The following is a 15,214-nucleotide window of genomic DNA, read 5'->3' as shown; positions in this document are numbered from 1 at the left end:
TAAGTCGACAGGTGTCCGATGTCGAGCAACCAAAAAAGAACCCCTGCCAAAGACAGGGGTCGAGGTGGTTTGCAGTCGTTCCAGCCCCAAGTGGGGGAGTTAGAGGCATTGGAACAACAGGGAGTTATTTTTTCTGCAGCTTGGCCTGTTCGAGAGACCAGTATTCCATGTCAAACAGATCGGCCTCATTGATCGGCTGGAATGTGCCGACTTCTTCCGCTGCATTGATGATGCGGGCCGTCTGTTCGCCAAGGTCACCGGCAATGCGTGCGGCCTTGTCATTGGCACCAAGGCCGATCAGACCGGCACCCTTGATGAGAACCATGCGCGGCCAGGCATCCAGCATGACTTTCGGTTCGCTGGCATTCGGGGCATTACGTTCAAAATAGGCCGTATACCGGGTTTTGAAATCCGCCAGTGCTGCTGCGATGTCATCGGTATTTGCGTTGGCCGCAATGATCAGCGGAAACGGCTTGATACGGATGACGTGATCCGGGGTTGCCGTGCCACGCAATGCTATGGTTTCAAGTGCATCGTTTTCGAGATACCGACGGATCGACGGTGTGCTGCGGAAATCAAGGGCAAGTCCGCCAGCAAACGGTGAATTATCCGCGCGAAGGACGGTTTCAAGATTGGCTGCAAGTGCCGGGTCAATTTCCCGGTCCGAGCTTTCCGGGCCGGGAAGTGCAATGCCCTTGGCAGTCAGATAGTTTTCGGCATCGGTGACGAAATCAATCATGCGGTCATAGGACTGTTTGGCCGTATCACCAAAGGTGAAAAGCCCGTGGTTTTTAAGCCACAATCCTTCGCAATCGGGGAACTGGTCAAACAGATCGGCACCGGCAATCGACAGATCATAGCCCGGCATGACATAGGGAAGGAATGCCAGACGATCCCCGTAAATTTCCCGCATGATTTCTTCGGAATGGTCCTGGTTGGCGAGCGCGAGGACGGCCGTGGAATGGGTATGGTCGACGAAATCAAACGGAAGATAGGCATGCAGCAATGCTTCGACCGACGGGTTCGGGGCGGACGAGTCAAGCAGGTTGCTGCGCAACAGCGCAACCATTTCCGGGTCAGACAGCTTTTTGCCTTTGCGTGCGGCATGAAGCGGGGCGAGCTTCACCGCAGGCAGGCCTGGGGCCTCAATGGTTTCAAGATCCCAGCCACTGCCTTTGACATGCATGATGGCTTCGCCGTCCGCACCGGTGACTTTGACCGAGGTATTGCCACCGCCATGCAGGACCAGATCGGCGACCTGACCGATGATGCGCGAGGTGTAAACACGCAGACCAAGTGCTTCGGGCTGACCGGCTGCGCGTGCCTCGTTGGCATAACGGGCCGCGTCATTATCGTTCCAGAGATTCTCCATCGGGCAATATCCGTAATTCTATCAAAAAATTTCTAAACAAATCCGGGTACGGCAAACCCCCAGGATTGCCGTACCCGTGGTACCAAAGATCAGAAATCGAAGTTGTCGATATTGTCTTTGGTGAAGACGGTGCGGTTCGGCAGCAGGATGATGCCGTTACCGTCGGCTTCGTAGTCATAGCCCTGAACACTGTTCGGGGAGACTTCGACGGTACCAACACCCGGAATGTCGAGCTTGTCGCCAACATTCATCGGGCCGTTATCAAGAACATGGTTGGCAACAAAGACCGAAATCTTGCCCTGTTCGGTAACGTCCCAAAGACCGAAACGCTCAACAGTGCCGCGTTTGACATAGGGGCGCATGACATTCGGGGTCGAGAAACCGACAATGGTAACCTTGCCAGCGCGATCAAGGTTTTCAGCAGCCTGTGCAGAAGCCGGAAGAGCATTGGCATCCGGTGCGATGATGGCATCAAGATCCGGATAGGCTTTCAGGATGCTTTCGGCAGTCTGAAGGGATTTCTGGGCATCGTTATAACCGTACTGGGTGGTAACGATTTCCCATTCCGGATGTTCGGCTGCGATCTTTGCCTTGGCGGCGTTGGCCCATGCATTCTGATCGGTCACGGTCGGGCTTGAATAGAAGAAAGCGACTTTTGCCTTTTCCTTTTTGATGCCGTCATTTGCCATATCGACAAGAAGACCGCCAAGCTGTTCCGGGGTACCCTGGTTGATGTAGTAGCTGCGGCATTCCGGTTTCACGTCGCTGTCCCAGGTCATGACCAGAACGTCGCGCTTCATGGCGCGCTGCAAGGCCGGGCACAGGCCATCGGGGGAAACCGACGACAGAATGATCGAATTGTAACCCTGGTTCACGAAGTTGTTCACGAACTGGACCTGACCGGAAACGCTTGGTTCGGTCGGGCCGTCATAGGTGACATCGATGCCCAGTTCCTTACCGGCTGTGGTCGCGCCATTGCCGCCACTGGTAAAGAAGCCAACGCCGACAAGTTTCGGAATGAAGGCGATCTGGTTTTCGGCAAAAGCCGGTGCTGCTGCCAGAAGCGAGCCGGCAAAGGCTGCTGCGGTCATCAGTTTAAGCGTTCTTCCTGACATTTCTTTCCTCCTTATGATGCTGCGCGTTTTCGGTTCGTCGCCGTTATTCGCGCAGCGACAAAATCGGCCAGCACGGCGCTTCCATGGCGCAATGCGACCGCAACCACCAGCAACGCACCGGAGAGCGCGCTGGAAATCTGACTGGGGACACCGCTCATTTGCAGGCCTTGCTGCAAATAACCGATGACAAGGGTGGCAAGCAGGGTGCCGATGATCGACCCCTGGCCACCATAGATTGACGCACCACCAAGGACTGCTGCGGTAATTGCGGGCAACAGCGTTGCGGTGCCAAGGTCCACACGTGCCGATCCGAAATAGGATGACAGAACAAGGCCCGCGACCCCGGCAAAGACGCCGGTCATGACATAGGTGATGGTCTGAATGGTTTTGATCGGAAGGCCGCTATAGCGGGCGGCATGTTCGCTTAGTCCGCACATAAAGACCGAGCGGCCAAAGCGCGAATAATGCAGAACTACAAACAGGATGGCGGCTTCGATCAGCAGAACAAGGAACGGTGCCGGAAGCCCGCCCAGTTCAAAATAGGCAAAGGATGTAAAGGCATCGGGGAAATTGCCAATCCCCTCATAACCGCTGGCACCGACCACGCCCGAAAGCACGGTCGCAGCCCCGCCAAACAGATACAAACTGCCAAGGGTGACGACAAGCGGCTGAATGCGTGAGACATGAATGACCGTGGCATTGAAAAGGCCTGCCATGGCACCGGCGGCCAGGGATGCCAGCATCGATACCGGCAGAGGCATGCCAAAAAAGTTTGCGATGCCAAAGACAATGGCGCAAAGGCCAACCGCAGACGCAAAGGATACATCGATCCCGCCAGCGATAATGACAATGGTCAGTGGCAGGGCGACGATCCCGATCTGGGCAAAGTCACTGGTGCTGTAAAGCAGGTTCGAAAGATTAAGGAAGCGCGGATTGATCATGCCAAAGATCGCAAATTCGGCGACCAGCATGGCCAGAAGGGCCGTTTCCCAACGCAGAAGATAACGTTTCATTATTTGCCAGCCTCCTGAATGCGGGTTTTAGGCAGGACATCCGAACCCGGTGCAGCAGATTGATCGGAGTGATTGTGATGATGGACCGCATAGCGTTTGGCGCGGATGGCGCGATCAACAGCCATGCGAACACGGCCATCAAGCAGCAGCACCAGAAGCAACACGGCACCGGCAATGAAATCGTTCCAGAAGGCCGGGATTTTAAGGAACACCAGCGCACTGTCGATCGAGGTCAGGAAAATGACGCCAACGAAGATGCCCGGAACTGTTCCGCTTCCGCCCAAAAGGCTGACGCCACCCAGAACGTTTGCTGCAATCGCCTTGAGCTCAAGCCCGTTGCCAGCCTGATTGGGGATGAAGCCGATCTGCGCGGCAAAGATCATGCCCGCAACGGATGCCAACACACCGGCGGCAACAAAGGCTGCGATCTGAACAAGCTTGACCGGAATGCCAAGGTGACGGGCCGCTTCGCGGTTATCGCCCACGGCATAGAAATAGCGTCCAAAACGGGTTTGGCGAACAAACAGCCCGACCACGATCAGGGAAGCAATGACAATGACGGTCAGAACCGAGAATCCGACGGAGCCATTATCGGCCAAGGCCTTAAGCGACAGGGGAAGTTCCTCGATCCAGTTGCCGCCGGTCATGATCAGCATGACGCCGCGGAACAGGCCAAGTGTGCCAAGGGTCGCGATGATTGATGGCACATTGAGCATGGTGACAAGCAGGCCATTGATCAGCCCGGCAATGGCACCGGTCAAAAGGCAGGCGGCAATGGCAAGCCCAAGACTGTGCCCGTCATTAAGCATCATGCCAAGGACGACGGCGCTCAGCCCGAGAACAGAACCGCTTGAAACATCGATGTTGCGGGTCAGGATCACCAGCATGGTGCCCAGTGCAACCGACATCAGAACAAGGCTGTTGGACATGACAACCGATGCGGTCGACAGCGACAGATAACCCGGTGCCGCAGCCCCGATCAGAAGAAAGGCAAGAATGGTGACCGCGCACAGGGTCGCCACGCGATTGCGTGCGAAGAAATCAAGCATCGGTGTGGCTCCCGGACTCGAAGGCAAGATGGGCGATGGCATCAACCGTTACGGCGTCGTGTTCAAGTGCGCCGCATTGAAGGCCATGCGCCATGACGACAACCCGGTCGGCAAGTTGTTCGATCTCGTCAAAGTCAGACGAAATCAGAACAACGCCTAATCCCTTGGCAGCCAGTTCACGAATAAGACGGTAAATGTCGTTGCGGGCGGCAACGTCAACACCACGGGTAGGTTCATCAAGGATCAAAACCCGTGGGTCAGCGGCCAGACATTTCGCCAGCAGGACCTTTTGCTGGTTCCCGCCGGAAAGACGACCGGCCTGTTGTCCTTCGCCCTCGCATTTGATGCCAAGGCTTTGACGGAATGCGTCAAAGGCAGATGTCTCGTCCTTGCGTTTCGGGAAGAAACCCAGACGATGCATGGTGTAGCCAGACATGTTCCATGCAAGGGATGCCTCAAGGAACAGTCCGTTTTGCTGACGGTCCTCGGGCAGATAGACCAGACCGGCATCGACACAGTCACGCGGCGAACGTTTGGTCAGCGGGGTGCCCAGAAGATTGAGGTTGCCGCCGCGTGCCGGACGCAAACCAAACAGGGTTTCTGCAAGCTCAGACCGACCGGCACCGACAACACCGGCAAGGCCGACAATCTCGCCCGCCCGAACATTAAACGAAATGTCGCGGAAACCTTCGCCACTGAAGCGGTCAATTTCCAGAACCACATCGCGTGTGCCGAAATCAATATCGTTGGCCGCACGTGCAACCGGTTGGGCCGATTGCACGGTTTTGGTCATGGCTTCGACGATCTGATTGTCGTCATATTCGCTAAGCGGGCCGGATAGAACAATTGCACCATCGCGCAAAACGCTGATCACGCTGCAAATTTCGCGAATCTCGCGGAGCTTGTGCGAGATAAAGAAGATGCCAACACCCTGTGCTCTGAGCTGACGGACGCGGTCAAACAGGGCGTTTGCCTCGTGCGGGGTCAGGGCCGATGTCGGTTCATCAAGAATAAGGACACTGGCCTTGCGAATCAGGCCGCGCATGATTTCGACAATCTGGCGGTCGGCAATTTCAAGTGTTGCGGCCTGCGCATCAAGATCAAGCGAAACCGCAAGATCGCGCAGCAGGGCTTCTGCCTCGGCGCGCAGGGCGCGCGGTTTGGCCTTGAGACCAAGACAGATATTTTCCAGCACGGACTGGTTAGGAAGGATGTGAGCTTCCTGCGGGACAAGATAGAGACCAAGCGCCTGTGCGGCAGATGGAGATGCCTTGCCCAGAAGCTGTTCATTGATTTCGACCGTTCCCTGGTCAGCATCAACCAGACCGGCGATGGTTTTCATCAAGGTGGATTTACCCGCGCCGTTCCCGCCCAGAAGAGCGTGAACCTGCCCGGCTAGCAGTTCGATATTGATCCCCTTGAGAACCGGTGTTCCGCCATAGGATTTCCATATGTCGGCAACACGGACTGCGATCCGGGATGTTGTATTCTGTTCCATCCCTAGGAGCCTGTTCATTTGTTTTTATGAAAAACATTTGATCACATGATTCCAAATTCGTCAACAAGCATGATTTTTTGATGATTTCGCTGATATCCAAGGATATTGAGCGAAAATGTGCTGCGATGCGGAAAGTTTTTATGCAATTCCATGTCGTGCGCACAGCTGTTGACGTGATCATTTGTTTCATGAATAATCAAATGAACATCAAAACAGAATTTCAGGGACTGGAAATATGGCGTCGGACGGAAGCGACTGGAGTTATGCGGATGCGGAGGAGGAAACTCTAACCCGTATTGCGTGGTACTACTATAACGATGGCATGACCCAGGGCGAAATCGGCGACAAGCTTGGTCTTTCGCGTATCAAGGTTTCCCGTCTGCTCGAAAGCGGTCGACGAACCGGCATCATTCAGGTGCGGATCAATTCCCGGTATCAGGGCTGTCTTGAACATGAACAGCGTCTTTTGGATGCCTGGGGCCTTCGCGAAGTACGTGTTGTGCCGAATCTGGAAAACGGTGATCTGAACGAGCGTCTTGGTCAGGCGGCTGCGCAGTTTCTGATGCAGCGTCTGGGGAACGACGATCTTCTTGCTGTGGGTTGGGGGGCGACGGTCAGTCACACCATTCAGCGCATCGGGCATATGGCCAATGAACGCAATGTATCGCTGGTCAGTTTGACCGGCGGGGTTGCGACCTATGTTGACGGGATGCGCACCGCGAACTGGGGCAGCAGTGTCCATCTGTTACCGGCACCGCTTGTGGTTTCCGAGGATTCGGTCGCCCGGGCCCTGATGGGTGAGCCGGGCATTTCCAACGTTCTCGAGATGGCGATGAATGCTGCCTATCAGCTTGTCGGTATCGGCGAATTGAATAACGAGTCGACCGTGGTCCGCAGTGGCTATGTCACCCCGGCCGAGGTCGAGCCGCTGCGCCGCAAGGGTGCGGTGGGCGACATCCTGTGTCAGTTCTTTGATGATAATGGCGATGTGCTTGATCTGTCGCTGCATCAGCGTGTGATCGGGGCACGTCTTGAATCCCTGAATAAATCAAAGAACGTCATCGCTGCGGCGGGTGGCGATGGCAAGGTGCGCGCGATCCGTGCCGCCCTTAAAGGAAAATATGTCGACATCCTGATAACGGATGAAAAAACGGCAGAAAAATTGTTGGAGGAAGTCTAGGCAATGTCAGCAGGAGATTACCTGCTTGCGGTCGATGCCGGAACAGGCAGCGGTCGGGCAGTTGTGTTTAATCGCGATGGTCATCAGCTTGGCGCATGCCAGCGTGAGTGGTGGCATAAGGAAGACCCGCGTTTCCCCGGTTCAATGGATTTTGATGTTGAGGGCAACTGGAAACTGATTTGCGACTGCATTGCCGGTGCGCTGTCCGAAGCCGGTGTTTCAGGTGACGAAATTGCCGCCGTCAGTGCGACTTCCATGCGCGAGGCGATTGTTGCCTTTGATGCGGATGGCAAGGAAATCTGGGCGTGTGCCAATGTTGACGGTCGTGCCGTTGATCAGGTGCGCGAGCTTAAGGAAAGCTTCCCGGGTGTCGAGGAAGACCTTTACGGCAAGACCGGGCAGACCTTTGCGCTGGGCGCCTTGCCACGGCTTCTCTGGATCCGTCAGCAGATGCCAGACATCTATGAAAAGATTGATCGCATTGCGATGCTCTCGGACTGGGTGGTTGCCCGTCTTTCGGGGGTAATCGCATCTGATCCGTCCAATGCCGGGACTACCGGTATTTTCGGATTGAAGGAACGCAACTGGTTGCCCGAGGCCATGCGTGCGGTTGGTCTGCGTGATGATATCTTCCCGCAAGCATGTGAAACCGGAACGGCTGTTGGTCATGTCACTGCAAAGGCCGCCGCAGAAACCGGCTTGTCGACCAAAACCGCCGTTGTTGTCGGGGGTGGTGATTGCCAGTTGGGTACGGCTGGTCTTGGTGTCACCGGGATCGGGGATTGCGCGGTTCTGGGCGGAACGTTCTGGCAGCAGATCGTCAATGTCGATCAGAACCTGACCGACCCGTCGATGAATTTGCGCATCAATCCGCACGTGATCACCGGCCTTAATCAGGCCGAGGCGATCAGCTTCTTTGTCGGGGCTGTGATGCGCTGGTTCCGTGATGCCTTCGGGCAAGCAGAACTTGCGCAGGTCGATGATCCCGGCAAGGCCTATACCCTGCTGGAAAACCAGTCAAAGAATGTGCCGCTTGGCGCGCACGGGGTTATTCCGATTTTCTCCGATGTGATGCGCTATGGCAGCTGGTATCACGCCGCCCCGTCTTTCCTTAATCTCAGCATTGATCCGGAAAAATCCGGTAAGGCCGTCTTGTTCCGTGCCTTGCAGGAAAATGCCTGCATCGTGGCCGCGCGGAACCTGGAAGCGATCTTTGCGCTTAGTGGTAAACGTCCGGAGCAGATCGTGTTCGCTGCAGGTGCGGCAAAAAGCCCGCACTGGTCGCAAATGCTGGCCGATGTGACCGGTATTCCGGTTGCAACACCGGTGATCAAGGAAGCAACCGCACTTGGTTGTGCCGCAGCCGCGGCTGTTGGTGGCGGTTTGCATCATGATCTTGCCGCTCTTGGGCGTGAATGGGTGCGGTGGGAGAATACGTTCGAGCCCAACGACAAGGTCAAAGCCGATTACGACGCATTGGGTGAACGCTGGGCGCAGGCCTATGCCGCGCAGCGCCAATTGGTCGATCAGGGGGTTACGACCTCCATGTGGAAAGCGCCGGGCATCTGACCTGGCAAGAAAATTGATCGAAGTGAATTAATCAAAAAGGATAAATCATGCTCGTACAAATGGTGCATATTGAAGTCAAACCGGGACATGTCGATGAATTCATCGAGGCATTCCGGATCAACTATGAAGGAACGCGCAAAAACGAAGAGGGCAACCTGCGTTTTGATGTGCTGCGCGACCCGGAAAATGAACATAAGTTCATGATTTACGAAGTTTTCAGTTCCGAAGATGCTTTTCAGGCGCATCGCCAGACCGAACATTACAAGGAATGTGTGCGTCGCATCGACCCGATCATCACCGGCCCGCGCACGAAAACCTATTTCAACGCGGAAATGGCCGATTACCTTTCCTGAGGTAATCAGTCCGTCTTTCGGGCGGTCTGTCAGCGTCCGAAGATATAACAAAGCCCCGGTATAATGCCGGGGCTTTGCTTTATATTATATCTATAGATCCGGTTTGACCGGGTTGATCAGGCTTCGCTTTCGGCCTCGGCCAGAATTTCGTCACCCTGTCGGGCGATCTCGGAGAGGGCCTGTTCAAAGACCTCTGGTGGATGGCCGCCGGAAATGGCGAATTTGCCGTTAATGACATAGGTCGGAACCGAGCTGATGCCTGCTTCGCCGAATTCGTCTTCCTCGGCGCGGACTTCCCTGGCGAATTCATCGCTGGCAAGAATTTCCGCCGCACGTTCCGGCGACAGTCCGACGTCCTCGACCGCACGTGTGAGAACACCGTGATCAGACATATTGTCCCCACCCTGGAAATAGGCCGCAAACAGATTAAGCTTAAGCGCGGTTTGCTGGCCGTATGCGCCTTCCTTGCCAGCCCAATAGAGCAGGCGGTGGGCATCAAAGGTGTTGTAGATGCGGCTGTCCGAGCTGAAATGGATCGGGAAACCGACATTTTCGGCCATCATGGTAATGCGTGCGCGATTGTCCGCACTCTGGTCAGCAGTAAGACCGTATTTTTCCTTGAGGTGCTCGGCGAGGTCCTGACCTTCTGGCGGCATGTCACGGTTCAGTTCGAACGGATGCCAGCGCAGTTTAACATCGATCTCGCCATCAAGACGGCTGATGGCATCTTCAAGGTTCTTATACCCGATAATGCACCAGGGGCAGACAACGTCCGAAACGATGTCGATCTGCATGGGAATGGCGTTCGTCATTGGTAAGCCTTGCGTTATGTAATTCGATACTGCCCATCACATAATAGGTATGGGGCCAAACGCAAGAACAGATCGCAAAGCTTTATGCGAAAGAGGCTGGTGCACATCTTTACGAATGCCGGGCACAAGGCATCGGAAGGTCATATCGGAAATCGGAATGCGGAAAACGGGAGCCGGGTTTCAGCTTGGTCCATCTGTCGGACTGCGCCGGGCATTGTCGACCATATATTCTGCGAATGTTTCAAGGATCGGGCAAGACCAGTCAGCACGCATACGTTCGCCGTCACGTTCCCATTCGCCGTACCAGCGTTCGTCGATGTCGCGGAAAATGGTGTAATGGGCGAACCTGTCTGATGCCGTCCAGCAATTCTTGCCTGTGCGTTGCCAGGTCAGACCGGCAAGCATCATTATATCAACGCTGGAGGTGGCTTCATATGCCATCGTCGATGTCCCTAGACCGCGGAGGGTGTGCTTCAAACTGCGGCGCAGTATCCGCAGGCTTTACAATGTATGGTAGAGTTAAGCATTGAAAGGTGGGGGTTACAACCATTCAAGGGGACAGGTGAGCTATTCTTAAGGTGGGTGCAGGGTGGGATAGGGTGGAAAACGTCCCGAGCAGCCTGATTTGCGTAATGCTGTTGCGCTGAGGGGTGTTTTGCGGCAATTTGCCAGACCCGTTTACCGGAAAGAGCCGATCCGTAAGGGAAAGCAAGGCCACCCGGAAAGAGAATTCGATCAGTTGGAATGAATATGTCAGACAAGCGCGTCTATCTCTATGACAGTACCTTGCGCGACGGGCAGCAGACCCAGGGCGTGGATTTTTCGGCCGCGGACAAGACCGCGATTGCCAAGGCACTGGACGAATTGTCGATTGACTATATTGAAGGTGGTTGGCCGGGGGCAAATCCGACCGATGATGCATTCTTTGCCAATCCGCCCAAGCTTAAGAATTCCAAACTGACCGCTTTTGGCATGACGCGTCGTGCCGGCCGTTCGGCATCAAATGATCCGGGGCTGGCAAGCCTCGCGCAGAATGCGCCGATCGTTTGTATGGTGGGCAAAAGCTGGGACTTTCAGGTCACCGAGGCACTGGGGATCGAGCTTGATGAAAATCTGGCGATGATTTCGGAATCCATTGCCCATCTGAAATCACAAGTTTCCGAAGTCATGTTCGATGCCGAGCATTTCTTTGATGGCTATAAAGCCAACCGGGACTACGCGCTTTCGGCGATCAAGTCGGCCTATGAAGCCGGTGCGCGCTGGGTGGTTTTGTGTGACACCAATGGTGGCACGCTGCCGGACGAGATTTTTGACATCGTGACCGATGTTTGCTCAGTCATTCCGGGCGGCAACGTTGGCATTCATTGCCATAATGATACGGAAAACGCGGTCGCGAACTCGCTTGCGGCGGTGCGTGCGGGGGCGCGACAGGTGCAGGGCACGCTGAATGGTCTGGGCGAGCGTTGCGGCAATGCCAACCTGATTTCGATCATTCCGACCCTGATGCTCAAGATGGGATATGATGTTGGTATCTCGCATGAACAACTGACCCATTTGCGCCGGATTTCGCATGTTCTTGACGAGCGCCTGAACCGCGAACCGTTGCGTCAGGCAGCCTATGTCGGTGACAGTGCCTTTGCGCATAAGGGCGGGCTTCATGTATCTGCTGTGGAAAAGAACCCGGCTTGTTACGAGCATGTCGAACCGGAACTGGTCGGGAACCAGCGCCATATCCTTGTGTCCGATCAGGCGGGGCGTTCGAATATTCTGGCCCGTTTCCGTGAAATCGGTGTCGAGGTCGATCCAAAATCCGAAGCGATTGGCAAGCTGGTTGAAACCGTCAAGCAGCGCGAGTTTGACGGTTATGCCTATGACGGGGCCGAAGCCAGCTTTGAACTTCTGGCCCGCAAGGCGATGGGCGAGCTTGATCGTTATTTCCGTGTGACATCGTTCCGCGTGATTGACGAACGTCGCTGGGTTGATGAGCAGGACGAGCAGGTCATCACCATGTCCGAAGCCACCGTCAAGGTCGTGGTCGGCGAAGACCAGTTCATGTCGGTCGCCGAAGGTAACGGTCCGGTCAACGCCCTTGATGCCGCCTTGCGCAAGGTTCTGGTAACGGTGCCGGAATATCGCGAAGCGGTCGAGCAGATCGAACTGATCGATTATAAGGTCCGCATCATAACCCGTGGCGATGGCACGCGCGCGGTGACCCGCGTCATGATCGAAAGCCGCGACAAGGATGGCAATAGCTGGTCGACGGTTGGTGTTTCGACCAACATTATCGAGGCGTCCTATAACGCGCTTCGCGATTCCATTACCTATAAGCTGTTCAAATCCAGCGTACGCAGCCAGCACGGCTAAACCCGACGCCTTTGAACGCTGCATCATGCGACCGGGCAGTCTCTGCCCGGTCGTTTGTATTTGGGGCGGGGGATGGATGCCGTGGAGCAATGTGATCGCAACTTGCCGTCATCGAGACTGGCGCGAATGGTTGGCTTTTGCTAAGTAAGCGCCAATATTGACGGAAATATCCGTCACCAACCCGCATTTGACGACCGGAGATCTGACCCGATGAGCGACGCCGTAGGGAGTGCCAAACCCGAAACTGGGGGCATTGCCAATCCGCCCGTAATCATTCTGATTGAACCGCAGCTTGGCGACAATATCGGCAAGGCTGCGCGGGCGATGTTGAACTGTGGTCTGGTCGATCTGCGTCTGGTGCGACCGCGCGATGGCTGGCCCAATGAACGGGCGACGGCCAATGCATCGGGTGCCGATATCGTGATTGATAACACCCGGGTGTTCGAGCGCGAGGAAGATGCCCTTGCCGATCTCAACCGCGTTTATGTGACCACGGCCCGCACCCGTGATGCGATCAAACCGGTCTTTACCCCCAAGGGTCTGGCACCGGAAATGCGCACCGTGATCGGGCGTGGTGAAAAGGTTGGTGTGATGTTCGGTCCGGAACGGACCGGTGTGCGCAATGAACATATTGCGATGGGCGATGCGGTTGTGACCGTGCCGCTTAATCCCGGTTTCACGTCGCTTAATCTGGCGCAGGCGGTTCTGCTGATCGGGTATGAATGGTGGCAGGCTGGCGTCGATGTGCCCGATTATCAGATGATGATGAACGATACCTTCCCGGCGACCAAGGATGATATGGAACGCCTGTTTGTTCATCTTGAGACCGAGCTTGATGCATCGGGTTTCTTCCGGGTCGAGGAAAAGCGTCCGAACATGGAACGGAATATCCGCAACATCTTTAACCGTGCGAACCTGACCCATCAGGAAGTCCAGACATTGCGCGGCATGATCGTTGCGATGCGCGGCGGCAAGTTCAAAGCCAAGGATTGATCCTGCAAACCCGATATTGTCCAGTAGGTTGTCGGGGGATCGCCGCCGGGTTTGGCAAAGGGGCGGTTTGCTTTGACCGCTATCGCATCCGATGCGGCAGAAATGCAGGGCTTGCATGCATTGTCAGGCGGGCGATTAATGTTTGACTCTTGGTCAATCATCTCTATATTGCGCCTCACTTCCGAGAAAGCGGGTCGAAACAGGTGTTTTCGTCCCCGTTCCGTATGTCCGAATACCGGCACATGGAAACTATCGGGACAATAAAGTGATCTTTAAAAAAAGAGAGTTACAAAATGTCGAAACGTATTGCTGCAAAGCATAAGATTGACCGCCGCCTTGGTGTTAACCTTTGGGGTCGTGCAAAGTCGCCGCTGAACAAGCGCGAATACGCACCGGGTATGCATGGCGCAACCCGTCGTAAGAAGCCGACCGACTATGGTACCCAGCTGTTCGCTAAACAGCAGCTTAAAGGCTACTACGGTTCCATCTCCGAAAAACAGTTCCTGCGTTACTTCAAAGAAGCATCGCGTCGTCCGGGTGACACCTCGGAAACCCTCGTTGGTATCCTTGAGCAGCGCCTCGACGCGGTTATCTACCGCATGAAATTCGTTCCGACCGTGTTTGCTGCACGTCAGTTCGTTAACCACGGCCACATTCTTGTTAACGGCAAGAAAGTAACCATTCCGTCTTACCTTGTTAAAGAAGGTGACGTTGTCGAAGTGAAATCCGCTTCGCGCGAAATCCCGATGGTTATGGAAGCAGCCAACCTGGCAGAACGTGACGTTCCGGAATATCTCGACGTTGATGCGAAAGCCTTCAAAGGTACCTTCGTTCGCGTTCCGAAATTCGCAGAAATTCCGTACCCGGTTCAGATGCAGCCGAACCTGGTCGTCGAATTCTACTCGCGTTAATCCTTACGGATTTCGCGACGAAACGATACGAAGACGCCCGCTGGAAACAGCGGGCGTTTTTGTTTGGCTGTATCACGGGCGACCATCGGCCAGCTTTGCAATAATCCTGTCAGAAATTGCTCTGGCGGGATTGTTTTTTGCCTAAACGGCTTTGTTGACAGACAGAGATTTCAAACTTTGTCGCCCCCAAAGAGTTTCCTTGATTTTCCATGCTGCGGGCCGCATCTTGATGGTGGGAAAAATATAAAAAATGTCATACGAGCCCTTTGGGTGCGTTATGAAGCCAAGGAAACGTCGATGCATCTTGAAACCTGGCTTGCCTATGTTGCGGCCTATACCATGATCTGCCTGATCCCGGGGCCAAGCGTCCTGATGGTGCTGGGGCAATCTGTGTCCCGTGGGCGAGGTGCGGCGCTTTATTGCGTGATTGGGGATCTTGCCGGGGGTGTGTCGGTGATGACGGCATCCTATCTTGGTCTTGGTGCGGTTCTGGCCGCATCAAGCGAGATGTTCATGGTCGTGAAATGGGCGGGCGTGGCCTATATGGCGATCCTTGGTGTCCTGCAAATTCGTCAGGCCCGCCGTGAAGGCCGATTTGGCGGGCAGGCTGTTTCAGATGGCGGGGAAAATATGGTTTCCCATCCCGCCGAACAGGGGCTTTGGACCGGTTTGCGGGCGGGGTTCCTGACCGGCGTTCTGAACCCCAAGATCATTCTGTTTTACATGGCGTTTCTGTCGCAATTCATTGATCCGACCGGCAATCAGACGGCCCAGTTCCTGATCCTGATGGTGACGTCGCTTGTGATTGTTGCAGCTGTTCTGTGCAGTTATGTCTTTGCCGCGTCACGGGTGCAGACCCTGCTTAAGGGCAAAAAGGCCCGTCAGTATCTTGGTTATGGCGGTGGTGGATTGATGCTTGGTGGCAGTGCAATCATGGCAGCGTCACGCTAGAAACCCGATCACAGCCAAACGATCAAAGAAAACC

The 15,214-nt window shown here is 55.1% G+C and carries 14 protein-coding genes; 7 read left to right on the top strand and 7 right to left on the bottom strand.

Annotation, left to right across the window (positions count from 1 at the left end):
* Nucleotides 1-124: 124 nt before the first annotated feature.
* From ACTU44_RS18605 to lsrA, 5 genes are all read right to left on the bottom strand, one after another.
* Nucleotides 125-1,372 (bottom strand): class II aldolase/adducin family protein, encoded by a 1,248-nt coding sequence (locus ACTU44_RS18605; protein WP_114098984.1) that lies wholly within the window; start codon nucleotides 1,370-1,372, stop codon nucleotides 125-127.
* An 89-nt stretch (nucleotides 1,373-1,461) separates the two neighbouring features.
* The gene (lsrB, locus tag ACTU44_RS18600; protein WP_114098985.1) at nucleotides 1,462-2,487 is read right to left on the bottom strand and encodes an autoinducer 2 ABC transporter substrate-binding protein LsrB; all 1,026 of its coding nucleotides are present in this window, start codon (nucleotides 2,485-2,487) and stop codon (nucleotides 1,462-1,464) included.
* Between the two features lie 11 nt (nucleotides 2,488-2,498).
* Nucleotides 2,499-3,500 carry an ABC transporter permease subunit gene (locus tag ACTU44_RS18595; RefSeq protein WP_114098986.1) on the bottom strand — a complete coding sequence of 334 codons (1,002 nt, stop codon included), beginning with the start codon at nucleotides 3,498-3,500 and terminating at the stop codon, nucleotides 2,499-2,501.
* Nucleotides 3,500-4,549, bottom strand: coding sequence for an autoinducer 2 ABC transporter permease LsrC (gene lsrC / locus ACTU44_RS18590; RefSeq protein ID WP_114098987.1), 1,050 nt, complete (start codon nucleotides 4,547-4,549; stop codon nucleotides 3,500-3,502). The genes ACTU44_RS18595 and lsrC overlap by 1 nt, the downstream gene beginning before the upstream one ends.
* Nucleotides 4,542-6,047 (bottom strand): autoinducer 2 ABC transporter ATP-binding protein LsrA, encoded by a 1,506-nt coding sequence (gene lsrA, locus ACTU44_RS18585; protein ID WP_114098988.1) that lies wholly within the window; start codon nucleotides 6,045-6,047, stop codon nucleotides 4,542-4,544. Before lsrA ends, lsrC begins: the two co-directional genes overlap by 8 nt.
* 235 nt (nucleotides 6,048-6,282) lie before the next feature.
* On the opposite strand from lsrA, the gene ACTU44_RS18580 reads away from it, so the two are divergent.
* Genes ACTU44_RS18580 through ACTU44_RS18570 form a run of 3 tightly spaced genes read left to right on the top strand, consistent with a single transcriptional unit; the run spans nucleotide 6,283 to nucleotide 9,149 of the window.
* Nucleotides 6,283-7,227, top strand: a complete 945-nt coding sequence (locus ACTU44_RS18580; protein WP_114098990.1) for a sugar-binding transcriptional regulator — start codon at nucleotides 6,283-6,285, stop codon at nucleotides 7,225-7,227.
* Nucleotides 7,228-7,230: 3 nt separating this feature from the next.
* Complete coding sequence (gene lsrK / locus ACTU44_RS18575) at nucleotides 7,231-8,796, top strand: autoinducer-2 kinase (protein WP_114098991.1); 1,566 nt, start codon at nucleotides 7,231-7,233, stop codon at nucleotides 8,794-8,796.
* 47 nt (nucleotides 8,797-8,843) lie between these two features.
* Entirely contained in the window at nucleotides 8,844-9,149 is a 306-nt protein-coding gene (locus ACTU44_RS18570) for an antibiotic biosynthesis monooxygenase (protein WP_114098992.1), read from the top strand.
* A 116-nt stretch (nucleotides 9,150-9,265) separates the two neighbouring features.
* On the opposite strand, the gene ACTU44_RS18565 is transcribed toward ACTU44_RS18570, so the two are convergent.
* Nucleotides 9,266-9,961, bottom strand: coding sequence for a DsbA family oxidoreductase (locus ACTU44_RS18565; RefSeq protein ID WP_114098993.1), 696 nt, complete (start codon nucleotides 9,959-9,961; stop codon nucleotides 9,266-9,268).
* Between the two features lie 180 nt (nucleotides 9,962-10,141).
* Nucleotides 10,142-10,402: a hypothetical protein gene (locus tag ACTU44_RS18560; protein ID WP_114098994.1), complete on the bottom strand. Its 261-nt coding sequence runs from the start codon at nucleotides 10,400-10,402 to the stop codon at nucleotides 10,142-10,144.
* A 309-nt stretch (nucleotides 10,403-10,711) separates the two neighbouring features.
* Here ACTU44_RS18560 and cimA point away from each other — a divergent pair, with 309 nt between their 5' ends.
* From cimA to ACTU44_RS18540, 4 genes are all read left to right on the top strand, one after another.
* Nucleotides 10,712-12,325: a citramalate synthase gene (gene cimA / locus ACTU44_RS18555; RefSeq protein ID WP_462096091.1), complete on the top strand. Its 1,614-nt coding sequence runs from the start codon at nucleotides 10,712-10,714 to the stop codon at nucleotides 12,323-12,325.
* A gap of 210 nt (nucleotides 12,326-12,535) precedes the next feature.
* Nucleotides 12,536-13,318, top strand: a complete 783-nt coding sequence (locus tag ACTU44_RS18550) for an RNA methyltransferase (RefSeq protein WP_114098996.1) — start codon at nucleotides 12,536-12,538, stop codon at nucleotides 13,316-13,318.
* A 293-nt stretch (nucleotides 13,319-13,611) separates the two neighbouring features.
* Nucleotides 13,612-14,229, top strand: coding sequence for a 30S ribosomal protein S4 (gene rpsD, locus ACTU44_RS18545; protein WP_114098997.1), 618 nt, complete (start codon nucleotides 13,612-13,614; stop codon nucleotides 14,227-14,229).
* A 297-nt stretch (nucleotides 14,230-14,526) separates the two neighbouring features.
* A complete protein-coding gene (locus ACTU44_RS18540; protein WP_147252020.1) occupies nucleotides 14,527-15,180 on the top strand; it encodes a LysE family translocator in 654 nt (217 codons plus the stop codon).
* Nucleotides 15,181-15,214: the final 34 nt, after the last annotated feature.

It is taken from the genome of Thalassospira sp. SM2505 (assembly GCF_054901115.1).
The sequence above is the reverse complement of the archived record's forward strand: the minus strand, read 5'-3'. Positions and strand labels throughout refer to the sequence as shown.